Below are 23292 nucleotides of genomic sequence, written 5' to 3'. Positions count from 1 at the left end.
CTTTTGTGTCAAATTCAACAATTCCTATGGACAAAAAGAAACCAGAAATAGCAAAATCGGCAAAAAAGATAGCAAGAGTTAAAATTGAAGTTAGCTTAACCGCACACCTTAACACACTGACTGCAGAATTTGGCCCGGCATCAAAAAAACTAAAAAAAGAAATAGCCAAGGGTGCCAAAAAACTGGCCAAGCAATTAGCTAAAGAATTAACATTCCCTAAGGCTGCTGAACCTGCAAAGGCCAAAGAAACCCAGGCCCCTGCTGCACCGGCGGTAGCAGCAGAGAAAAAACCTGTTGTAAAAGCACCAGCCGCCAAACCAGCCGTAGCTAAAGTGGCTGCCGCCAAGCCCGAAAAAACAACGAAGTAGTTTAATTGAGTGATTTTTTATAATGTGATAACCCTGGCCTGGTGCCGGGGTTTATCGCTTAAGGGCGCTATTGTTCGATATGCTGCTTTAAATTAACCAGGCGCTGCTTTACATTATTTTGCAGGTTGGATCTGATAAACGGAATTACCAGGTTAAACGGGAAACGAAGCTGAAATGAGTAAACAAATATCACTTCGGTTTCCGTTGTGTTTACTTCTCTAAAGGTCCACGAACCGGCAAATGATTGGAACATGAACGGGCCCTTGGTCATCTTTATAGCAGTTACTTTGGGGCGGTTAAAGCTTACATACTCCGTTACCATACCTAATCCATTTTTAGCCACGCAATAAGCTTTTGCTCCTTTATCCGCTTTTATCGCGCCATCAATCAGTTCGGCACGTTTTAAAAACACATCCCATTTAAGGCGATTGGCATAATCCTGTGTATAGTCAAATACCGTTTCGCTATCGCTATGGATGATGATCTGCTCGGTGAATTTGATACCCTTCATGTTTGCCGATTATAAAAATTACCTGTCAAACTTTTTTGGCCCTTAGCCGGCTTAAAAACTGCGGTGTAAAGCCCAGGTACGATGCCAGCATATATTGCGGCACCCGCTGTACAAAGCCAGGGAACAGGCTTACAAAAAACCGGTACCGTTCCTCGTCGCTTTGATTAAAAATGAAGCCGATACGCCTTTGCGCCGCTATGAAAGCCTTTTGCATCATGATGCGGAAATAGGTTTCCAGTTGAGGGATCTGTTCGCACAAATAGATGCGGTCCTTTTCGGTAAGCAGCAGCAGATCGCAGGCTTCGATGGTTTGGATATAGGTTGTAGCCGGCGCGTGGTTCAGCAGGCTGTCCTGATCGGCTATCCACCAGCTTTCAAGGCCAAACTGTATGATCTGTTCGTTCAGCTTGCTGTTAACGTAGTATTGCCGTAATACCCCTTTTATCACAAAGTAATTGCCGGCGCAAATTTTTCCGGTTTCTAACACATATTGCTTCTTTTTAAACTTCTTAAGTTCCAGCCTGCTGCAAATCAACTCCTCCTGTTCGGGGCTTAGCTTAATGTAGCGTTTAATGTGTGCTAAGATCTCGGGATACATCATTATAATACCAATTGCTGATGTAGTTTAGCCAGTGTTTCGGCCGGGTCAGTACACAAACCAGGGTGAACCTTTGAGCATTGCACAACCGTACTGCGGGTAGCCGTTAACCAGCGGAAGCGCGATGCTGCATCAAGCAAAGCGATGGGGCCGCCCTGCGGGCTGCCGGTACAAATGTATTCGAACATGCAGAGGTGCTCGCGCAGTTCTTCCATATCGGGCAGCGTGCCAAAGCATTGCATACGGGCCTGGTTTAAGGCATAGGTGGCCTGTAAAAACTTTTGCTTGGCGCAGAAAACAATTACGCCTACGTTTATAAACTCCTCGCGCTCTACCCTGGGCACAACGCGGATAACGGCGTACTCAAATAAGTGCTGCTCTGGCATGTTGTGCTTCATTTAAAAATATGTGCGATGACGCGATACGTGTTTCCAAAAAACGGGCGTAAATATCTCTCACCTCGTCCGGCGTTTCCTGCCATTCGGTAGCAATCCATTCATCGGGAATTAAACCAACTATTCCACGGATAACTTCGGGGGTGATAATGGCTTTTAATTCGGGATCCACAGCTTCCAGCTCAGTAGCATAAGGCAGCAAAACATGATCCTTCACCTGCACAAACGGACGTTTGGCCTGTTCTTCCCAGTTATACCAGGAATGATGGAAATATAAGGCCGCGCCATGGTCTATCAACCACAACTCGCGGTGCCAGGTAAGCATATTGGTGTTACGGGGTGTACGGTCTACATTGGTCAGCAGGCAATCCATCCACACAATTTTTGATGCCAGCATGGGTTCAACCACCGTAACAGACCTATCGAACGTGATAGCCCCCGACAGGTAATGCAAAGCCAAATTAAGGCCCACGCTGGCTTTTAGCAGGTCCTGTATTTCTTCATCCGGTTCGGTGCGGCCAAAGGCGGTATCGAGGTTGGCAAATACAATTTCCGGGATCTTGAAGCCAATTTTACGGGCGATCTCGCCACCTATCAGTTCGGCAATTAACGCCTTTACGCCCTGCCCTGCCCCACGGAACTTGATAACGTACAGAAAACCATCATCAGCCTCGGCAATGGCAGGCAACGAGCCGCCCTCGCGCAGGGGCGTAACGTAGCGGGTAACATTTACGGTGCGTAATTGCGGCGGGCTGACATTCATGGTAGGGCAAATATAGCAGGATTAGTGATGATTTAACCACAAAGGGCGCAAAGCAGAGAAACACCAAGGGCACAAAGAATATTTTATAAGAAATTTCTTCGCGCCCTTTGTGCAAAATCTTTGTGTCCTTTGTGGTTAAATTCTTAAACATCCAAAGCCATAATCTGCGCTTTGTATTCCACGGGTAGCAGAGCATTCTTCAGCAGGCCCTCCAGCTTCATCCGCCTGAATAATTTGTAAAACAACAAGGCTGGCAGCAATACAGGAATACGACGTAAGCGCAGCAGTTTCCGCACCCGTTCGGGTACCATCATAATTTGCACCTGCTTTAAAATAAAAAAACGGATACGGCCAAGGTGTTTTTTATATTGTTTATACAAATTGATGGTAAACTCGCTGCTGATGGTATCCTGGTTTAGCTGATGGTTGCGCATCATTTCCCATTGCAGGTAACTAACAGGTAAACCTGTCAGTTTCATTTGTACGCCTACACGATAAAACACATCAAATACATCGGCCTTTTCCTTCATAGTGAGCTTGCGGTCTAATAATTCGAAAGCCCGGATGGAATGGTCTATCAGCATAAACAAAACATCGCGATAAGCCCAATCAGGGATTTGTGCGCCGCGGGCTTGTTCTACACCATGATGGATGGCTGTAATTTTATCGATAGCCCGGATGGCATCGTCATGATCTGAAAAAATGATGTGCCGGGCATAGGTCACGGTTGAGAACAATCGCCCCAGTGGGTCGGATGGTAGTTTACCGGTAAAATAAAGCCAATCAACTGCTTTATTTACTGCAAACTCTGCTGCCGAAGCGGCGAAGATAAACAGCACGGTATCTGCCCTGCCCCATATTTTCCGTACGATATGATCAGATGTTACAAAAGTTGCCATGTTAATTGGTGTATGCTTTATTAATATTCCGTTTAATGCGCTGTTGCTCTATTATTATCACAGTAACTATGCCAAGTGTGTAGGCAAGCATATCTGTCCAGGCGAAATAGTTGCCCATCATCACAACCGCTATGCGCGAGTTACCGAGGCCAATCAGGTCGACCAGATGAAAGTATTGCGATACCTCTATTAAGTATGAAAAAAGCAGCACGCCAATAGCCGTTTGAATAACCGGCGTATCTAAAAAACTTTTCACAAAACAGTAGATCAGGATCACCACCAGGAAATCGCCACCATAAGGTCGGATAATGGCGTCGTCCACGTACATGCCGATAAATACCTCTGTTAGAAACAGCAGAATGGTCAGGATAAAATAACGAACTGAAAATTTTAATTTCATTTTATAAAAGTACTTTGAATTACAAAGTTATCTAAATAATTGATACGCACAACAGATTTTTTTACATTTATCATACCGCCTATATCTTTTCAGATGGTTTACTTTGTATAAATTGCTACCTTATGTTATCCGAACCATCGTACCTGGCTGCCCGCATGGTGGCCACTAAAATTGAGGCCCACTTACTGCGCCATGTAGAGGTTGCGCGCCAGTTGGGCGAGCAGGACCTGGCCTTTGTACCATCGGTATCGGTAATAGAATCTGTAATTGACATTGCCTTTTGGGCAAGTCTGCGCCGTGAGGAAGGGCACCCACCGAAAATATCCATCGCTTTTTTACATCCCGATCAGGCAGTTAAACCCCTGATATTTGAGCATAAGCTACGTCTTACCCCACATAACCTTACCAAACTGGCCCCTGCTGTTGAGCAGCCCGGGTTGCACATAGGTGTTTGGTACGATGGCGATTCGCTGAATATTTGGGGAACTACGCACCAGATACCCGGCATTTGCTTTGTACTGGAAGTGGTGGAGCCTGGCCTGCTGGTGATCAAGCATCGCCGTACGGATGGTTTCGGTAAGTTTGTGAACATTTGCGTATTGCGGGGCGACGAAATAAAAATGGTTGACGAGCAGAACATCAGCCTTGATAACTGCCCGGAACTGATTGAATCATTACTGGACATGCCCCTGCCATCGGCACCGGGCGGATCATTTAATATACTGGTTGAACTGGCTACGGCCATGCGGGCGCACAATCGAGGTGGCCTGGTGATGATCGTTCCTACCGGATCTACCAACTGGCACCATTCTGTAATTCATCCCATCTCCTACCCTGTAGAACCGGCTTATTCTACCATATCAGCCCTGTTGACGGTTGAAAAGGATCAACGTAACATGGAGTGGAAGCAATCGTTACGAAACGCGATAGATATCATTGGCGGGTTTACCGCTGTAGACGGCGCCACGGTGATCAATCGTGATAATGAATTGCTGGCCTTTGGCGCCAAGATCACCCGCGCCGAAGTAAGTGTACCGGTAGATCAGATGATCGTAACCGAACCGGTTACCGATTCGGTACCCAAATACATGCACCCGGCACAAAATGGCGGTACCCGGCACTTAGCAGCCGCCCAATTTGTATACGATCAGCGGGATGCACAGGCCATGGTAGCATCGCAGGACGGGCATTTTACACTATTCGCCTGGTCGAACGCGCTGAATATGGTGCATGCGCACAGGATTGATATATTGTTGATGTAGACCGCTGATTTTCGCTGATTTGTTTGATTTAGTTGATAAATCAATACTCTCCAGCTTCTTTTAAAACAGTTTCTATAACGGATGATGCAATTCTAAAATTGGTTTGTTGCATTAAGTCTAAATAGGGTTTAACAGTTGCTATTATGCCATTTTGTTTAGCCTGCACCAAAACTCCAGCCGATCCTTTTACCGGCAATCCTAATTTGGCAGCAAATTTACGTGCTTCTAAATCATCCAATATTAAAAAGTCTGGATGAACCTCGCATGCAAGAGCGATTGCACTCGCTTCGCCTTTATCGACATGCTGATAAAATTTTTGTTGCAAGTTAAAATCATCTACTTTTTGTATGATTACCCATTCGGGTAGCGGGGAACCATATTCAGCCGCAACTTCCGGAGTGGTTAAAACAATCCCAAATAAATCATTAAGAATGTTTAGTGCGTTTATTTTATCAAACAGGATAAAACAACTGCTGTCAGTGACAACTACTTTATTTAGCTGCACCCTTTTTTAAATCTTCGAGGTCGGCAAGAACGCTTGCTTCAAAATAATGTATTCCGTAATTGATCAATATTTCGGCAAAATCCCATTTTCTCATCCCGCACATTTCTGCAGCCTGGCCTAATCTCAACTTTCCGGCTTCATAAAGTTTTGCAGCAAGGAAACGGACGGTCTCATCATGTTCTTTTTCAAGCGCTTCCGGAACCTGTAATGTCATCGTAGTCATAACTAAAGATACTTATAAAATCTTATAAATCAATTATCATGCTGTTTTGCTCAGCAGAATCAAATCAATCAACGAAAATCAGCGGTCCTATTCCAATAACAACGCGTCATCCGCATCATCCGTCAAACTTAAATGGATTGAATCTTTGCCCGCGATACCTTCAACAGATCCTTTAATATAGTTTGCATTAAGCAGTACTTTCTCCAGTTGCTTTTCTCGCGCCTTCCACATCTTTTCCATCGCATTGCGTTCGATCTGAATAGAATTTTTCATACCCATATAGCCTTCAACAATAGCCTTCCATTGCTCTGAAAACTCAACGCCCGTAAGATAATCATACAGCATATGCATTTTATCTCCTTTGTTCTCTTGTGATCGCGTAGCATTATATAACCGGATAACTCCATCGCGTAATACAGAAGCAACGGCCTTAGCTTCATCAAATGAGCATATCCAAACTCCATCTTTCTCACCAAAACAATTCATACCTTTTGGATAGCATTGAGTTACAATAACAGCAACGTCTACACCGTTGGCGCGCATATCTTTTTTTAATTTTTCAATCCAATCTCCCCCAAAATCTTTGGTCCTTTTGCTTTCATATATAATACGACCACATTCTTGCCCAAATTGATTTCGTACTGTCTGTATGCAATCAGCACCACGAACACCTTTGCCAACTTCTGTTACTACATCAAACGGAAAAGAATTACGAAGCAATTCCTCTAATATCAATTCCTGAACCTCGCCTTGAAGTTGCATCGACCCTTGCTCAGCCTTACGCTTCATTTCCTCGGCAAGCTTTTTCTGATCATCTAACTGTTTTTTAAGCTCGGCTATCTGCATCATATGGTCAGTCTCTTTCAACTGAGCTTTCTGTTCCTCCTGCTTCCGAATCTCTTGTGCCAGGTTTTCGCGCTGCTCCTGTAGCTTGCGCTGCATTTCCAGTTGCAGCTCCTCTTCCTTTTGTTGCAAAGCTTGCTCCTTTTGCAAAAACTCCAGTTCTTTTTGGCGCGATGCCTTCAATTTCTCGTCCGCATCCTCTTTGCCCTTTTGCAGCATCAGCAATTGATTTTCAAAATCAGACGAGATAGACTTACGAAGGTTTTGTTCAAGATTTTGCTGTAGCGCCTTTTTCTCGTTTTGCAGGCGCTGCTCAAACAGCAATTGCTGCTGCTGCTCTTTCAGTTCAAACTCGTTCAGCTTCAGCTTATATTCCTGCTCTTTTTTAGCAGTGTACTCCTGCAGCTTTGCGCGCAGGTCCTTTTTATATTCTTCGGCCATTATTTCCTCCAACTGGAAATTTGAACCGCACGATGGGCATTTTACGTCTGTTGCCATGAAAATTATTTGCTCTTGTTTATCAACTTAGCCGACCGCTAAATTCCCCAAAAATACCGTTAAAACACGGTTAAATCCGCATCGGTAAAGCTTTTTCTTTGTAAACAATTAAGGCGGGCAAAATCGGATGTCGCTATTTGACTTGAATGCCTTACAGATCCTGCATCTACCAAATTTAATATGGCATACCAAGCGCGGTGTGCTGTATTAAAGCAGGGATACATTAAAAACAACCTGGAACGATGTATTTAACCTATAAAAACACAAATATGAACCACGTAATGGTATGCGCCGATTTCCCCGGGGCAACCGAAGATCAAGCTAAAAGCATACAAAAATGGCTGAACCAGCGCAACTGGTTTCGCCTCAGCAACCCGGGTGATAAACTGAACAATGTTTGGTACGGCACCTTTAACCGGCAAATGCTGGAGCAGGATTGCCGCGATATGGCCGGAAGAAATTTTTTAGAAGCCGCGAAAGAGCATAGCAGCAGCGTAAAGGTTACCGTGCTGTGGAGCTCGCATAAACCTGTATCAAAGGAATTAGCTCTCATCAGTTAATAATTCAGTTAATAGTTTAAGTTAGTTTAAAGTGAGACGGCCCCGCGATGGAGCCGTTTTTTTTTGTTATTTTGAATTTTTAGTCATGCCGAACTTGTTTCGGCATCCCATCTGAAAAGCAATTCGGATAACCATCCATGTGGGATCCCGAAACAAGTTCGGGATGACATTCGACATAGAAAAACCCCTCACCGCATTGCTGCGGCAAGGGGTTAACAATCACAAAAACTAAACTTATTCGGCCAATGGCTTTTTATCGTTTTCCTCTTTCAATTTCTTGAAAAGTTCGGTACCGATCAAGGCATCGATAATGCCGTTGCCGCCGCCGTTTTGACCGCTCACCAATATTTCAGGAACCAGTTTCACACCGTTTTGTGCCAGGGCTTCGGCTACACGCACAATGGCGTATTGTTCGGTACCCATCGCTTCGGTCTTTTGTTTGGTCACCTCGGCTTCGGCCAAACCTATGGCCTTAATTTTACCGGCTTCGGCGCTACCGTTAACCTCGGTGGCCAAAGCGTTGGCTTTAGAGTTAATGGTTTGCACCTCGGCATCGGCCTTGGCGTTAATGGTCTTCGATTCGGCATCACCTTTGGCGCTGGCTACCTTTGCGGCAGCCATCTGGGTGTTGATCTCCACCTGGCGGGTTGATTTTACAACCTCGGGCTGCATATCGGCACCGGCTTTGGCGCTCTCGAACTCCTTACGCTCTATTTGGGCGTTACGCTGTATCTCGTAGGTCATTTTTTCCTCTTCGGCTATTTTACGGTCGGTAAGGGTTTTCATCAGCGCTTCGGGTGGCACAATGTCACCTATCAGCGTATCCACGCCTTCCACGTTATAAGCGCTCAACACTTCGCTGATCTGGTTCTTGGCATCCTCCTGGCGCTGCGAACGGTTGGTTAAGAACTCTATCACACCACTTTTTTGTGCCGAGTTACGGAAGTAGTTGGCGATAGTGGGCTCCAGCACCTGCGATACCAGGTTTTTCATATTACCGAAACGGGCTATCACCTTAGGGGCCTCGTTATGCGGGATGTGGATGATCTGCGATACGTCCAAATTGAAGGTAAAACCATCTGATGAACGAACGCTGATGGTACACAGGTTCTTATCCAGTTCGTGCGATTCGGTGCGGCTGTTTGCCCAGTTCAGCACGATGTTGGTGGTCGGAACAACCTCTACCGTGTGGGTATAAATGTTTACCGGGTGTTTACCGGGGTCAAGCGGATCATTCCACACACCTTTTTCGCCCTTGGCAACAATGTTACCATGTTTAAAGGCCATACCGCTGGTATCTTTACCCTCAGGACCAACGAAGGAATTGACCACGCCTACGAAACCGATAGAAATGTGCATCATCTCTACCTGTTCCACAGTTACAAACCATGGGTTCAGATAATACGTACCGGCCAGGATCACATCCTCCTGCAAGCCTTTTTTACCGCCCGCGGTAATGAAGGCCATCGGGTCCTGGTAGTTACGGTGACCAGCAACCGGACCGCCGGCAATTTCGCCTTTTTCCAAAGGCTCGCCATCCAGCGTGGTGACGATACCCACTTTATTTTCGTGCACCTGGGTAATAGGTACCATTACAATATCAAACAAAAAGGTGTTGATACGGTAACTACCCGGGGTTAAGAACGCGGCCTGCGGGCCTTTTTGCCCATGGTTTTCAAGGAAGGCCTGGGCGTCCTGGAATTTATCGCAGGCTACTGGTTTACCCAATACACGGCCTATATCCATCGGCGAGCCGTCCTTAGCTTTTACCAGTCCCAGCTTATCCTGCGGAACAATGGTAAAGGCTTCCATGGTGATGGCGTATTGCCATGGCCACATACGCCAGTACAAGCCCGGGGCCAGCGGTTTGGCCTGCATACCGGCCTCGCCCTTGGTGGCGATGATACGGCCGTCGGGCATACGGGTATCCCCGTAAAGGGTAAACTTTTTAACTACCAGGCCAATACGGTCATCGGGAACGATGATCATACCAAAAAACACGCGCAATACACTTTTGTACAGCAACACCAGTACCACAACGGGCACAATCCACCACAGGTGGAACATGAAATCATTCATTTTTTTTAGAAATTAATTGTTTAGAATTTTTTTATGCGTGATCCTTAAGGTGCGGATCGGGAACGATGATCATAGCATTTATTTGTAGTACCTCAGCTATGAAATCGTTATTAAGATGTAGGCGTTACCGGAATGTTACAGGAATTTTGAGAAATATTTTTAAGATACAGATGTTGGGCTAAAGCCTATGCTTAAATTGTTAGCTATCCGTTGGCTAAAGCCAACGGCAATGAAAATCAGGACTGGTTAGCTATTCGTTTAATTCATTGCCGTCCCATTTATGGGGGGATATCATCGAATATTACGGGCTTTAGCCAAAATATCGAGCCATTCATATTGAAACTCCGATAACAAGCGTTTTACTCATCAAAACATTATTCCTAACATTGCGCATGAAGAAAAGCTTCGGCATACTCCTGTTAATAATCGCTTCGGTAAACTGCCACGCCCAGTACGTTAAACTGGCGCTGAACCTGGTTAAGGGCAATACTTATTATAATTTAACCACAGCCACGGCAACTGTAGTGCAAACAGTAAACGGGCAAAAAACCCAACAAGGCACTACCATTACCAGCCGCATTGCCTTTAAGGTGATGAACATTCGCGATAGCTTATATGAAATGGAGATGCGCTACGAAAACCTTTCGCTTAAAATGGATCTGCCGCAGGGAACTATCCAGTATAATTCAAACGGCATTGATGCAACTTCAAAAGTATTAGCTGCCCTGCGCAACCAGCCAATAGCCGTGGTAATTACCCGCAACGGCAATTTGCAGGCGCTGGCGCCCATCAGCACGGCAATTGACAGGGCCATTAAACAATTCCCGCAATTATCTGCCGAAGAGCGGGCTCAAATAAAAAGTATGATGGAGCAATCCTTCGGCGAACGGGCCTTTCGCAGCAATTTTGAGATGGGGACGGTTATCTTTCCGTCGGTACCTGTCAGGAAAAATGCCTTTTGGATAAGCGATACCCAATTGGAAAGCAGCCGGCCGGCCAATGTACACTCCATTGCCGAATTGCGCGACATCACCCCTACTTTTAACCAGATCCACGTTAACTCCACCATCACTTATTTAAACCGCGATGAATTTATCGTAACAAACGGGATCCCGTTAAAATACAATATGGAGGGCAGCCGTTCGGCTGATATTGTGGTGGATACAGTAACCGGCTGGGTGAAGCAGGCCAGTATTTTACAAAACATTGGCGGCACTACCGAAATTAAGGACAACCCAACGGTACCGGGCGGCATGGTAATACCCACTGTTATGAAAAGCGAAGTGGTGATAACGGATGTTCATTAGTCATTTCGCTACGCTGTCATTGGTCATTAGATAGTACGCATAAAAAATGCCTGCGGCATTTTGGCCAACAACTAAAACGTTTCACCCAAACTTAGTATAAACGTATTATACCCTTTGCTGAAGCCGTAATCGATAGCGATGTTGGTGTCCGATCCTTTGTTGAATTTAATACGCAGGCCCGCCCCTGCGGCAGGATTAATATATTTAAAGTTGCGCCCGGCAGCCTCGGTAACCGATGTGGCGCTGGCAAACAGCACATAGCCAAACAAGCCGTTACGGGTGATATCGCGGCGGTATTCTGTTTCAAGATAGATCAGGCCTTGCCCCCGGTAACGGTTTTGATCCATCCCCCTGCCCGAGCGGTTGTATGGGTCCCAGCCAACACTGGGCAGATCGAGGTAAGGGGTACCGGCGTTTAAGGTGGTCCAGTAATATCCCCACAGGGCCAGCACATTCTTTTTGCGTTCGTTACTTAGCGATATGTATTTACGCGCGTCTACATACAGCGATTTCCAGCTATCCTGGCTGCCCAGCATTCGCGAATTATACCGGTAAACCACATTCAGGTAACACCCAGGCATGGGGTTGAAGGGGTTGTTACGGGTATCATACAGCAGGTTAAGCGTCGCGCCTGATGAAAAGGAATTGTTATCGTTAGCGGCGCCGTATTGGTAACCGGTAAAGCTACGGATCCGGTTAGTCTCTTCGGCCGAGATATCGATGTGGTAATCCAGATCGTACCCGATACCGGCATACAGGAAATTGGTAACCCGTTTTAATGCCGCCTGGTTAAAGCGGATATATTTATAGTTCACCAGTATCTTATTATCTTCAGATTGATTGCCGCCCAGCCCCCAGGTATATTGCGGATATACCAAAAAGCGGGTATCGCCCTGTATATTCCAGCCATTGTTTTTCAGCCATAGCGATGAGCGGAGCGGGATCCCAAACCTACCGTTAAAGTTAAAGTATGGCGCGAATGTAGCGCTTGACAGAAAAGTACTATCGCGCGGGCCAAGGTAAAAGCCTGCGGTGGTTGATGTGATGAGCGCTTTACCCCCACCCGGTACTGCCGATGATATGGGCAGGAATGAGAAGTAAATATTCTTCCCTTCCTTATTTTTCATGCGCTTGCCTTTAATGCTGAACAAGCTGCGGCCAAGATCTATCAGGTCGGTTTGGCCGGTTGTGTCTACATATTTGGCAGTTTGTATCACGTCCTGCGCCAGCAAGGTGAATGGTAAGTAACACAAAAACAGGACTAACAACGCCTTCACCATATCAAATTAAACGCACCTTGCTTATGCATGTTATCAGTCTACCAATATAATTTAAAGATCCTTTGTCCACAATAAGCTTACAGGCTTATGCAATGTATTCCTTAGCTATCAACTCGTAAAGTTTCATACTGCTTACAGCTGTTTCAAAATTCTGCTGTAATAAGGTCTCAACCTCGTTATTGTTTAGGCTGGCGGCAATATTTTTCAGCACATTAAAATAGGCCATTTCAACGCTTTCGGTTATTTGCAAATGTATCAGCAGGGCCAGGTCACGCTCAACAGGTAGTTGTTTTTCAATCCTTGAGGCCACATAAGCTTCAAGCGACAGGGTTTTTACCCCAATGCATTTTTGATCTTTATAAGTTGCGTTATAGATTTTATAGATGACATCCATACGCAACAGCTGCAACTTTATCTGATCGGCATTTTCCAGTATGGCGTTTTTCAGGTCGGGGAATGAGGCCTTATCGGCCAGGGATGGCAATATTTTTACCAAATGCTTTTTGATACAGTAAACGTTATCCAGCTGACGCAGAAACAATTTCCTTAGCGCGGCTTCATCCAGCTTTAAATCGCCGTTATAAACGCGCATTATTGCTTTGGGTAGATTTTGTCTTATTATCATTACAAACGGGGTATTTTAAAACAAAAGCAGCCGTACTATCTTTTTGTTTTTTTAAAAATCAATATGGTTAAATTACATTTTTCAACATTCAATATTTTTTTAACTTGAAAGTAATTACATCTAAGTATTTTTTATTTATTTTTATAACCGATTTAAACTAATTGACAGCACCCATAGCCATTAGGTTTTGAGCCAGCATATTTCTATAACCAACACTGCTTCAGCCACACGGGCCATATACGATGAGTATGCGGGCTTGCTACTTGGCTATATTTTTGAGGTAGTAAAAGATAAAAATATAGCGGAGGAGTACCTTGTAGCAGTTTTTAAGGAATTGCCACAACACCTGCACGATGTAATGCAGCCTGGCACGAATACCTATCAACGCCTTTTGTTACTGACCCGCAAAGTACTGGCCGATTTTTTCGCGACCATACCGGCATGCGATCCTGCTGATAAAAAAGCGCATTTACCGGCCATGCCAAATAAGTTTTTAGAACGGATGAGTGAGGAGGAACAGTTTATTTTTTGCAATGTTCATTATAACGGTAAAAGCATCAGCGCATTAGCCCGCGAGCTAAACCGGACTGAGCAAGCCATAAAAAAGATCCTGCAACAGGCATTCGCCGCAATAAGGAGGGCCGCATGAACGTACAAATACAACAGTATATAAATAGTGGTATTCTGGAAGCGTATGTAACCGGTTCGGTTACGGCTGATGAAGAGCGCGAAGTATTGCGGTTGAAACAGACTTATCCCGAAGTGCACGAAGCTTTATACCAGTTGGAGGTTGATATGGAAATGCTGGCCGCCACAATGGCCATTCCGCCGCCGCCAACCGTATGGGGCAAAATTGAAGCGGAAATTGACGATATCATTCTTCGTGAAAAAACATCGCCCAAAGCTTTTATAGAAGAAGAAGAGCCAACACGCACTTCATCACGCCGTGGTAACACGCCTCCCCAGTATATTGATATAGAGGCCGAAAGCAGCCACATGCGTATCCACAAAAACTGGAAGTGGGTGTTTGCCGCTGTATTTATATTAGGCAAGTTATTTTTAGCCGCGGCTATTTATTTTTACCTGGAGAACAGGCAAGCGCAGCAACAAATACAGGAGTTAAAAACTGAGATAAAAGCGCGTAGATAAAATATTAGTTTTTATTCTACACGTCAAATCACTTTCCACCTTTTGCAGATCGCGCTGCTTTTTTGTGTAGCTTGGCAGTTTTGCGCTCGGCAGCTTTAACTTCATCTTTTTCGCTGATCGGCCCTTCGGTTTTTAACTCTTCTGCCTGGTCAACTTTTTTTGGCGCGGGATTTACCTGGTCTGTATTCATTGTGCTGTTAATTTTCCTTACGGTTACTGTTTTAACACCTGCGTACAATTATGGTTTATATTATTTTTGAGTATGTTTATCAGCGTCAACTAAAATCATCGCTTTTTATACCTTTTTGTATGATAAAGAAAACACTTTTATTTTTTTGCGGCGGATTGTTATTGCTTGCCACAGCCTGTAAACACAGTATAAAACCCGAAGCCCTTTACGGCAACTGGAAGTATATAAAAGTTGATAAACCAAGGGGCGACGCTGCCGATACTGTCAGCGCGATGGACCTGGAAGAACAGAAACCAGAGATCAGTTTTTCAGCAGAAAAACAGCTTGTGATACAATGGGGCGGCAAAGTATTATCGCACGGCACTTTTGTAGTAGCGGGTGATAATATAAATTATACCGAGCAATTGCCCGATGGTAAAACCCGCACATTCCCTTTTTGGGTTTCAAAACTTGATGATAAAAATATCGTATTCGAAACGCTTGATAAAGATGGCTCGCGTGTAACTGCTGTTAAAAAATAGCCCGCACCCCTAAGTTTAATTTATTGGCCTGGTATTTGTTTTAGTACACTAAACAAAAAAAACAGCTAACCAATGAAAAAGATATTTTTAAGTTGCAGCATATTGCTTGCTGTATTAGTTGCCGATACAACCCATTCCGTTGCACAGGAAAAAAAGAAAATGAGCGGCCAGGCTAAGGGCGCCATCATCGGCGGTGCCGGTGGCGCTGTTGTAGGCGGCATAGTTGGCCATGGTGTTGGCGGCGCCCTTATCGGCGGCGCAATTGGCGCGGGTGGCGGATATATTATTGGTAACGAGCACCGCAGGCATGTAGCCAAGAAAAAACGCGCGGCGCAGCGGGCTTACTACCGCAGGCACCATACCATTACACATCCGTCAAAAAATGTAACCGTGATCAGAAAGCACGACTAATTATAAAAGGTTTTGGCCGGGCGGTATTATTAATAAATCAAAAGATCCGCCCGGTTAAATATTTAGCTTGATAACAATAACCGCCTGCTTGACAATTTCCACAATTTTTTCCATTATTATAGCAAATAAAGCGCTTTTTTAGATATCTGTTATTATATATTATCTAAATTATTATTATATATTTATCAATGGCTATATGAAATTAATTTCCTTAATTTGTATGCTATGGTAATCCCCCTAAGTAATATTAAAAGCGTCAATTCTCCGCTGTGTCGTAAATGCAAAAACAAGTTGGAGCAACGCATACCACGTGGTTATATATTTAAAAATATATTGTTTTGGTTGCCTGTTAAACGTTACCGGTGTTTTAAGTGTAATAAAAAAGTTTATGTGTGGGGCCGGTAAAAATGAATTTGTAGTTTTCTTTTTTTTTGTAGCTTTAAATTTTATTTAGCTAAAACTTAATTCTGCCTTGGCATCCATTTTTAGAATATACTCCGGTAAATATTGCCCAAATTGTGGGCAACCTTATCATTTTCAATTACATCGCAGTTGGTTTGTAAGGCAATTCCTGTTCTTTTTACCTGTCAAAAAATATTTTTGCGCAAAGTGCAAAGACAGTCATTACGTTTTAACCGATAAAAGATCCAGGAATGAAAACAAGGATGATGATGTGGATTAACTCAGAAAGCTTCATTTAGATTGATAAATACCCCCCTGGTGCCGTATCTGCCTACTCCATAGTCGATACAGATGTTAGACCGTGAGTATTTGTTATACAATATCCTTAATCCTGCACCGGTGCCTGGTTCCCAATACTGAAACAACTTTATAGGCTTCTGCGCGTTAGGGTTACTGCCTGTTTGGGCATTAATAAATGCCACACCGCTTATTAGCTTATTTGCCAGTATGGGAAACCTGTATTCGGCCTCTGAATAAAAAAAGGAATATCCTTTAAACCGCCCCACAGTATAAGCACGGCCGCTGCGGCCATCATTATCACCACTGGTGCCGGGCAGTTCAAGATAAGGGATCTTGCCGCTTAAGAGATAACTCCCCCAATGCCAAAAGGCCAGCACATGCTGAGGATTTACGGCCGATAAACTCCAGTACTTGCGGTACTCTGTCATCAATTGGGTAGAGTTGGCCGAACTGCCCAGTATCTTTTTGCTGGTTTTGATCCCAACATTGCCATACATCCCTTTATACGGTTGATTAGGATGATCCCGGTCATCATACTGTAAATTAAAGGAAAGCGAATTAGCCAGGTATCGCCAGGGCAAAAAACCGTTAAGATCGCTATACCGGTAATTGTGGGTAGTAAGGTCATCGCGGCTTTCCTCGTCAATACCTGTATAGGCATTAATATTTAAGCCAATGCCCGTGTAAAAGTGCCCGGTAATTTTTTTATAAGCAGTTTCTCTAAACCTAACCGAAGTATATTTCAGTTTGTATACATTGGGTGGGCTGCCCGGCAAATAACTGTTTGATGGGAGGTTACCGTCTTCATTTTCACTATACTGCCCGGTTCCTACACCATAATCTGTAGCCAGTGTGCGCCCAACCTGCCAGTTACCCTGCAAACTCCATTTATTTTCAGGCAGGTAGATGCTGTGTTTATAATTAATATAAGCCAGTCCCTTGGTTGATGCCGACACTTCTATTTCACCACTTGAAAGCGAGGTACTATCCGGGTGTCCTAAAAACTTCAACGCGGCCAGGGTAAGGCCCAGCTCAAACCCGGCACTTGGGTTATAGGTAAATGATGGGATAAACAGCTTTTGCAGCTTCAGGATGGAAGTGTCGAGCTTGGTTTCTTTATGAAACAGACTGGCTTTTACATCCAGCAGGTCGGTCTGATCTTTCAGTCCGGCGCGTTTAATGGTATCGCGCCCGGCACATGCCCCCTGTATATAGCTGGCCAAAAGCAACAAAAACACCACGCCCTTTTTCACGTAAAACCGGGGATTATATTAACAATAAAACATTAATTTGCCCGGAAACCAGGAAAGGCTTTCTAATGGGGTATGATTAAGATACAACCGGGCAAAAATATTTGACGCACCATGGCGTGCCGAAGCTTGCATTTTTCTTTTTTTCGGATTGAGTTTAACTTGGTTTTATATCTGTTTAATGTGCCATTAGGGCAGGCACATTAAACAGCGACATGTAGTATATCTGTAACGAATATAAAAACATTAAAATAAAATATACAAAAAAGCCGTAACAAAAAAATTACATTTTTCGTATCACCTAAAATTTAACCGTATCCGTATTAACTATATCAATAAATAATTACTAATTTTAATAAGTGCGGTTTTTAATATTTATTTGCATTATATTATTAACCAGGAACAGTTTTCTCTAAATAATTTACTCTGTGGATAAAAACTTTACCGTTGATACCGATAAGATAGTTGCGCTTTTAGATGAAGCGTATGCCGGTCGTATTAACGATTTAAACCACAGTACCCAACTGGCCAATACAGCATTATCGCTTAGCCGCGAGATCAATAACAACGAGTTAATAGGCAAAAGCCTTAATCACTTATCGTTGTTTTATATGATACAGGGCGAGTACAAACGCTCCATCGGCATGGCCGAAGAGGCCATTAAGTATTTTGAAGAACTGCACGATGATAAAGGTATTGCCGATGCCCGCTACAGTATTGCCGGTAATTATTATAAAACCGATAACTATCACTTAGGTCTCATCTACCTTATCAATTGCCTTACCACCTACCGCAAATACAACGATTACCATAACCAGGCCCGTACCCAAAAATCACTGGGCACTATTTATGAATATTTTGGCGATCAGAAAAACGCTATCAAATCGTACGAAGGTGCCATCGAGGCAGCCCGGCAGGCTAAGGATATCAACCTCGAGTCGAACGCTTATAACCCCCTGTCGGGCATTTACCTTAAACAGGGTAAAACAAAAGAAGCGCTCGATCTGATTGAACGGTCGATAGCCATGAAAAACAAAACCGGCGATATCCGTGGTCTCGCGTTTGCGCTTTATGGTTTAGGTAAGATCCACATCAGCACAGGGCAGTTTGACCTGGCCGAAGAAGATCTGCAGGAATGCATTTCCATACACCAGCAGGTGGGCGAAAAACTGGGGCTGGGTATGGCCTATCACCGCCTGGCCGACCTGTATATGCGCATGGACCGCTTGAAGGAGGCCCGCCGCCTGCTTGAACAAACACTCGACTTTAGCGACGCGTACAACATCGTGATCATTAAATTCAAGTGCGACCACCTGTTGTACCAGATCCATAAAAAGAAGGGCAATACGGTACTGGCCCTCGAGTATCTTGAACGGTACCTGAGCCAAAAAGAAGCGGTTATTAATACGCAAACCCTGCAGATCATCGAGAACTACGAACTGATCACCCGCATGGAATCGCTTGAAAAGGAAGCGAAGCTGCAAAAGGAAAAAGACGAGATCATCAAAAAGAAGGAACTGGCAGAACAATCGGCCAAGGTAAAGCAGGATTTCCTGTCGACCATGAGTCATGAGATCCGTACGCCTTTAAACGCGGTGATCACTATCACATCTTTATTAAAAGACCGATCGGACGAGGAGGAACAACGCCTGCTTAACTCACTAAAGTTCGCGTCAAATAATTTGCTGCTTATTATTAACGATATCCTCGACTTTACCAAGCTCGAGGCCGGTAAAATGCAGTTGGATGTGCACCCCTGCAATTTCCGTACGTTAATAGAGAACCTGCGCCATATTTACGAGAACCTGGCGACAGAAAAAGGCCTGAAATTATTCCTTAATATTGATACTACCGTAGCCGAAAGCTACGAGTTGGACGAAACCAAACTATCGCAAATATTAGGCAACCTGATAGGCAATGCCATTAAATATACCGATAACGGTAAGGTAGAAATCGGCGTAACTAATTTAAAAAGCGATAAAGAGATAGATACCCTGCGGTTTACCATAACCGATACCGGTGTGGGGATACCAAAGGTATCGTACAAAGAGATCTTTGAAAGCTTTTCGCAGCCAAAATCAATCACTACGCGTAAGCATGGCGGTTCGGGGCTGGGATTGGCCATCGTAAAAAAACTGGTAGAACTGTATAAAAGCAAGGTACATGTAAACAGCGAGGTGGGCAAAGGATCGTCTTTTCACTTCGATATCAAAACTAAACGACTTGTTAGCGAAGAAGCACAGAAGCAAGCACCGCTTGATAAGCTGACCAACCGCTCCGTTTTACTGGCCGAAGATAACATGATAAATGCCATGGTGGCCCGTAAATTATTATCAAACTGGGGCATTGCTACCGAGCATGCTAAAAACGGCATAGAAGCCGTTGAAAAATCGAAGCTGCGCGCGTACGATTTTATTTTGATGGATATCCATATGCCCGAAATGAACGGCTTCGACGCTACCAAAAATATCAGGGAAATGGGCAACCCTAACTCGTTCACCCCCATCTTCGCCCTTACGGCCGATATTACCGCCGAACACCAGGACGAATACGCCGGCTACTTCAACGGCTTCCTGCGTAAACCTATCGAGATAGAAAAATTGTACAACTCGCTGGTGAATGCGCTTTTAGTTGTTAGTTGATTAGTTAACCAGTGATTAGGTCCCGTACTAATCACTAATTAACTAACCACAAATCACTGCCCTTCCCCAAAACTTTTCCACATCTATACCATCCGGTAAACTAAATACGTTAAAAAAGTGTTTTCCACATTTGTGAATTACTCCTGTGGATTACATCTTTGCGGAAACGCTATTTTTAGCCCAAATTGTATCATACCTATACTATGATGAAACTTAAATACGTCGCTCTTATACTTCCTGCACTCTCTGCCGCCACGGTTTACGCGCAGCAAAACCCTGCAGGCCAGGTATATAAAACCTACCATACCGCTATCGAGTTACTGGATAAGCAAAAATATGTGGCCGCTGCCGAGCAATTTCGACTGGTAGAAACATCGCGCATATCAACCACCACCCAGCCCGATTTTGAAACTTCGGTATCCCTGCTAAAGGAAAACGCTCAATATTACGAAGCCCTTTGCGCGCTGGAACTGGGTAACGATGATGCCGAAAACATGTTTCTGCGCTTTATTAAGGTACACCCCGAAAACCCGCTGACCAAGCTGGCTTACTTCCAGATGGGTAAATCGTACTTTAAGCAGGGCAAATACCAGGATGTATTGCGCTGGTTTGATAAGATAGACGCCGCATCGTTAAACGGCCGCGAAAATACCGAGTACAAGTTTTACAAGGGCTATGCTTATTTCGATACCAAAGATTATAAGCATGCCCAAATGTTGTTCAGCGAGGTAAAGGATCGCAAATCGCCCTACACGCTGGATGCCACCTACTATTTTGCCTACATCGCCTACCTTAACCAGGACTATCACTTGGCGCTGGTAAATTTCGAGCGCTTAAAAAATTCGAAGAAATACGAGGATAGCTATCCCTACTACATCACCGCCGTTTACTTTTTAGATAAGCGTTATGATGATGTGCTGAGCTACGCCGTTCCTATCCTGAACAGTACGCATCAGAAAAACGAGACCGAGATGTTCCGTATTGTGGCGGCATCGTACTTTGCCAAAGTAGATTATCCAAATTCGGTTAAATATTACAGCAAGTTCGAGGCCCAGGACAACGGCCGCACCCAAAACACGCAGGATAGCTACCAGATGGGCTACGGTTACTATAAAATTGGCGACTATCAAAAGGCAGCCGTACAATTAGAAAAGGTAACCGATAAGAACGACGTTTACAGTCAAACGGGTAGCTATACCCTTGGCGATGCCTTCCTTAAGCTGAATAATAAGCAAAGCGCCCGCAACGCCTTTATGGTAGCCTCAAAAATGGATTTCGATAAGCAGTTGCAGGAAGACGCGCTTTATCAATACGCCAAACTATCGTACGAACTGGATTTTTACGTGCAGGCGCTGGAAGCCACACGTACATACCTGAAGAATTATCCAAGATCGCCCCGTACCGATGAGATGAAGATCTTACTGGGCGAAGAATTACTCAGCTCACGTAACTATCGTGAAGCGGTGGAGATTTTAGAACCCATCCCTAACAAAACCCAAAGCGCCAAGATAGCTTACCAAAAAGTAACCTACTACCGTGGTTTGGAGTTTATTAACGAACGCGCTTTTGAGAACGCCATTGGCATCTTCCTGCGCTCGCTGAAATACCCTATCGATACCAAAATTGAAGCGCTAACCACCTACTGGATGGCAGAGGCCATGTACGAGGTACGCAAATACGGCGAATCGGTACAACGCTTCGAGACTTTTTTGGATATGCCCGACGCGCCGGAAACCGATGTGTACAACTATGCCAACTACGCGTTGGGGTACGCAGCCTTTAACGGCGATCAGTATAAAAAAGCAGCCAGCTCGTTCGAGAAGTTTCTGGCCGGGACGGTAAAAGACCCGAGCACCGTTAACGATGCCACCACCCGCATAGCCGACAGCTACTTTGTATTGAAAAGCTACGAAAAGGCGATGAGTTATTATAACCGCATTATTGACCGTCATAGCCAGGGCGAGGATTACGCCTTATTTCAACGGGGCATGATACAGGGTTTGCAGGGTTCGCCGGATGCGAAGATCAGCACGCTGAACGATGTGCTGAATAAATTCCCTAACTCTGATTTTGCCGATGACGCGGCCTTTGAGATCGCTTATACTTATTTCATCAAGAATGATGGCGACAAGTCTAAATCTGACCTGCTGGCCATGATAGATAAATATCCGCGCAGCAGCTATATCCCGCGTGCGTTGGTTACCATTGGTTTGATAGATTACAACGCCGATAAGGAAGACCTGGCCGTTGAATCGTTCAAACGGGTGATCAAGGATTATCCATCAACCGAGGAAGCTAAACAGGCTTTAAAGCAGGTAGAGAAGATCTATACCGATAAGGGCGATGCGCAAACGTTCATCACTTACGCTACCTCTACCCCTATCGGCAATTACACCACCGCCCAGCAGGAAGCCATTATGCAAACTGCCGCTAACAACCTTTATCTAAAGGGCGATTGGCAAGGCACCGTTGGCGCGGTAAATGCGTACTACGATAAATTCCCGAAACCGATATACGAGAAGCAGATGCGTTTTATCCGTGCGCAGGCTTTGGTCAACCTGAAGCGTACCGACGAAGCCGTGCAGGATTACAACGTGATACTGAACGACTGGACCAGCGCCTACACCGAAAAGGCATTGATCAGCATGTCGAAGCTATACCTTGATCAGCAGAAGTATGGTGATGCTGTAGTATTCCTTAAACGCCTGGAAACCAACTCAGAATACAAGGCTGACTATACCTATGCTATTAATAACCTGCTGCTCAGCTACTCGCAAATGAATCAGCCGGATGATGTGCTGAAGTATGTTGGCCTGGTTCGCGGGAACGAAAAATCGGCACAGGAGGACAAATTTAAAACTGGTGTATACGCCGGTAAAGCCTACCTGTTAAAAGGTGATACTACAGCCGCCGTTAACGAGTTTGACTACACCGTAGCCAACACCAAAACCGTTGCCGCCGCCGAAGCTAAATACAACATCGCCCTGATAGAATATAAAAAGGGCAAGTATAAGGCATCGCAAAAAACCTGCTTCGATCTGGCTAAGGAATTGCCCAACTACGATTACTGGATAGCCAAAACCTATATCCTGCTGGGTGATAATTACGTGGGCTTAAAGGACAACTTCCAGGCCAAGGCTACCTATCAGAGCGTAATTGAGCACTATACGGGCAACGATGATGTGCTGCCCGAGGCCAAAGCCAAGTTAGAGAAGATAGCACCTGGAAGCGTAAAGGATTCCCCTGCTCCTGCTCCATCCGATAGCACCAAACAAAAAGAGGTAAAAAAACAAGGTAACAACTAAAACAAG

24 protein-coding genes are annotated in these 23292 nt (G+C 44.7%); 10 read left to right on the top strand and 14 right to left on the bottom strand.

Annotation, left to right across the window (positions count from 1 at the left end):
* Window positions 1–26 precede the first annotated feature (26 nt).
* Window positions 27–368, top strand: coding sequence for a hypothetical protein (locus HQ865_RS08255; protein ID WP_173414442.1), 342 nt, complete (start codon window positions 27–29; stop codon window positions 366–368).
* A 67-nt stretch (window positions 369–435) separates the two neighbouring features.
* Here HQ865_RS08255 and HQ865_RS08250 read toward each other — a convergent pair whose 3' ends face one another.
* The 6 genes from HQ865_RS08250 to HQ865_RS08225 all read right to left on the bottom strand — a co-directional run bounded on the left by HQ865_RS08250 (window position 436) and on the right by HQ865_RS08225 (window position 3934).
* Window positions 436–879, bottom strand: coding sequence for an SRPBCC family protein (locus HQ865_RS08250; protein ID WP_173414441.1), 444 nt, complete (start codon window positions 877–879; stop codon window positions 436–438).
* Between the two features lie 25 nt (window positions 880–904).
* Complete coding sequence (locus HQ865_RS08245) at window positions 905–1480, bottom strand: Crp/Fnr family transcriptional regulator (RefSeq protein WP_237073772.1); 576 nt, start codon at window positions 1478–1480, stop codon at window positions 905–907.
* Window positions 1480–1863: a DUF3037 domain-containing protein gene (locus tag HQ865_RS08240; protein WP_173414440.1), complete on the bottom strand. Its 384-nt coding sequence runs from the start codon at window positions 1861–1863 to the stop codon at window positions 1480–1482. The genes HQ865_RS08245 and HQ865_RS08240 overlap by 1 nt, the downstream gene beginning before the upstream one ends.
* Window positions 1841–2635 carry a HipA family kinase gene (locus HQ865_RS08235; protein WP_173414439.1) on the bottom strand — a complete coding sequence of 265 codons (795 nt, stop codon included), beginning with the start codon at window positions 2633–2635 and terminating at the stop codon, window positions 1841–1843. Before HQ865_RS08235 ends, HQ865_RS08240 begins: the two co-directional genes overlap by 23 nt.
* Before the next feature lie 143 nt (window positions 2636–2778).
* Window positions 2779–3534, bottom strand: a complete 756-nt coding sequence (locus HQ865_RS08230; protein WP_173414438.1) for an oxygenase MpaB family protein — start codon at window positions 3532–3534, stop codon at window positions 2779–2781.
* A gap of 1 nt (window position 3535) precedes the next feature.
* Window positions 3536–3934 carry a ribosomal maturation YjgA family protein gene (locus HQ865_RS08225; RefSeq protein ID WP_173414437.1) on the bottom strand — a complete coding sequence of 133 codons (399 nt, stop codon included), beginning with the start codon at window positions 3932–3934 and terminating at the stop codon, window positions 3536–3538.
* Window positions 3935–4056: 122 nt separating this feature from the next.
* Between HQ865_RS08225 and HQ865_RS08220 the strand changes: the two genes are divergently transcribed.
* On the top strand, window positions 4057–5196 hold the full coding sequence (locus HQ865_RS08220) for a putative sensor domain DACNV-containing protein (RefSeq protein WP_173414436.1): 1140 nt from the start codon (window positions 4057–4059) through the stop codon (window positions 5194–5196).
* A 40-nt stretch (window positions 5197–5236) separates the two neighbouring features.
* On the opposite strand, the gene HQ865_RS08215 is transcribed toward HQ865_RS08220, so the two are convergent.
* The 3 genes from HQ865_RS08215 to HQ865_RS08205 all read right to left on the bottom strand — a co-directional run bounded on the left by HQ865_RS08215 (window position 5237) and on the right by HQ865_RS08205 (window position 7265).
* Window positions 5237–5701 carry a DUF3368 domain-containing protein gene (locus HQ865_RS08215; RefSeq protein ID WP_173414435.1) on the bottom strand — a complete coding sequence of 155 codons (465 nt, stop codon included), beginning with the start codon at window positions 5699–5701 and terminating at the stop codon, window positions 5237–5239.
* Window positions 5688–5915, bottom strand: coding sequence for a UPF0175 family protein (locus HQ865_RS08210; protein ID WP_237073771.1), 228 nt, complete (start codon window positions 5913–5915; stop codon window positions 5688–5690). Before HQ865_RS08210 ends, HQ865_RS08215 begins: the two co-directional genes overlap by 14 nt.
* Before the next feature lie 96 nt (window positions 5916–6011).
* The gene (locus tag HQ865_RS08205; protein WP_173414433.1) at window positions 6012–7265 is read right to left on the bottom strand and encodes a DUF2130 domain-containing protein; all 1254 of its coding nucleotides are present in this window, start codon (window positions 7263–7265) and stop codon (window positions 6012–6014) included.
* Window positions 7266–7534: 269 nt separating this feature from the next.
* On the opposite strand from HQ865_RS08205, the gene HQ865_RS08200 reads away from it, so the two are divergent.
* Window positions 7535–7825 (top strand): hypothetical protein, encoded by a 291-nt coding sequence (locus HQ865_RS08200; RefSeq protein WP_173414432.1) that lies wholly within the window; start codon window positions 7535–7537, stop codon window positions 7823–7825.
* 234 nt (window positions 7826–8059) lie between these two features.
* On the opposite strand, the gene HQ865_RS08195 is transcribed toward HQ865_RS08200, so the two are convergent.
* Window positions 8060–9904, bottom strand: coding sequence for an SPFH domain-containing protein (locus HQ865_RS08195; protein ID WP_173414431.1), 1845 nt, complete (start codon window positions 9902–9904; stop codon window positions 8060–8062).
* A 392-nt stretch (window positions 9905–10296) separates the two neighbouring features.
* Here HQ865_RS08195 and HQ865_RS08190 point away from each other — a divergent pair, with 392 nt between their 5' ends.
* Complete coding sequence (locus tag HQ865_RS08190; protein ID WP_173414430.1) at window positions 10297–11211, top strand: DUF6263 family protein; 915 nt, start codon at window positions 10297–10299, stop codon at window positions 11209–11211.
* A 71-nt stretch (window positions 11212–11282) separates the two neighbouring features.
* On the opposite strand, the gene HQ865_RS08185 is transcribed toward HQ865_RS08190, so the two are convergent.
* Window positions 11283–12464, bottom strand: a complete 1182-nt coding sequence (locus tag HQ865_RS08185; protein WP_237073770.1) for a BamA/TamA family outer membrane protein — start codon at window positions 12462–12464, stop codon at window positions 11283–11285.
* Between the two features lie 112 nt (window positions 12465–12576).
* Window positions 12577–13083 carry a DUF892 family protein gene (locus HQ865_RS08180; protein WP_173414428.1) on the bottom strand — a complete coding sequence of 169 codons (507 nt, stop codon included), beginning with the start codon at window positions 13081–13083 and terminating at the stop codon, window positions 12577–12579.
* A 220-nt stretch (window positions 13084–13303) separates the two neighbouring features.
* Here HQ865_RS08180 and HQ865_RS08175 point away from each other — a divergent pair, with 220 nt between their 5' ends.
* Both HQ865_RS08175 and HQ865_RS08170 read left to right on the top strand, forming a co-directional pair.
* Window positions 13304–13765: a sigma-70 family RNA polymerase sigma factor gene (locus HQ865_RS08175; protein WP_173414427.1), complete on the top strand. Its 462-nt coding sequence runs from the start codon at window positions 13304–13306 to the stop codon at window positions 13763–13765.
* Window positions 13762–14265 (top strand): hypothetical protein, encoded by a 504-nt coding sequence (locus HQ865_RS08170; RefSeq protein WP_173414426.1) that lies wholly within the window; start codon window positions 13762–13764, stop codon window positions 14263–14265. Before HQ865_RS08175 ends, HQ865_RS08170 begins: the two co-directional genes overlap by 4 nt.
* A 28-nt stretch (window positions 14266–14293) precedes the next feature.
* Here HQ865_RS08170 and HQ865_RS08165 read toward each other — a convergent pair whose 3' ends face one another.
* A complete protein-coding gene (locus HQ865_RS08165; RefSeq protein ID WP_173414425.1) occupies window positions 14294–14455 on the bottom strand; it encodes a hypothetical protein in 162 nt (53 codons plus the stop codon).
* A 119-nt stretch (window positions 14456–14574) separates the two neighbouring features.
* Here HQ865_RS08165 and HQ865_RS08160 point away from each other — a divergent pair, with 119 nt between their 5' ends.
* Window positions 14575–14976, top strand: coding sequence for a hypothetical protein (locus HQ865_RS08160; protein ID WP_173414424.1), 402 nt, complete (start codon window positions 14575–14577; stop codon window positions 14974–14976).
* A gap of 72 nt (window positions 14977–15048) precedes the next feature.
* Entirely contained in the window at window positions 15049–15387 is a 339-nt protein-coding gene (locus HQ865_RS08155; protein WP_173414423.1) for a glycine zipper domain-containing protein, read from the top strand.
* 683 nt (window positions 15388–16070) lie between these two features.
* On the opposite strand, the gene HQ865_RS08150 is transcribed toward HQ865_RS08155, so the two are convergent.
* Window positions 16071–17342: a BamA/TamA family outer membrane protein gene (locus tag HQ865_RS08150; RefSeq protein WP_173414422.1), complete on the bottom strand. Its 1272-nt coding sequence runs from the start codon at window positions 17340–17342 to the stop codon at window positions 16071–16073.
* A 425-nt stretch (window positions 17343–17767) separates the two neighbouring features.
* Here HQ865_RS08150 and HQ865_RS08145 point away from each other — a divergent pair, with 425 nt between their 5' ends.
* Both HQ865_RS08145 and HQ865_RS08140 read left to right on the top strand, forming a co-directional pair.
* Window positions 17768–19981 (top strand): tetratricopeptide repeat-containing hybrid sensor histidine kinase/response regulator, encoded by a 2214-nt coding sequence (locus tag HQ865_RS08145; RefSeq protein WP_173414421.1) that lies wholly within the window; start codon window positions 17768–17770, stop codon window positions 19979–19981.
* Window positions 19982–20184: 203 nt separating this feature from the next.
* A complete protein-coding gene (locus tag HQ865_RS08140) occupies window positions 20185–23286 on the top strand; it encodes a tetratricopeptide repeat protein (RefSeq protein ID WP_173414420.1) in 3102 nt (1033 codons plus the stop codon).
* The last annotated feature ends 6 nt before the right edge of the window (window positions 23287–23292 follow it).

Origin of the sequence: Mucilaginibacter mali (assembly GCF_013283875.1) — a bacterium.
GTDB classification, from domain to species: domain Bacteria; phylum Bacteroidota; class Bacteroidia; order Sphingobacteriales; family Sphingobacteriaceae; genus Mucilaginibacter; species Mucilaginibacter mali.
This window is presented reverse-complemented; position numbering and strand designations above follow the sequence as displayed.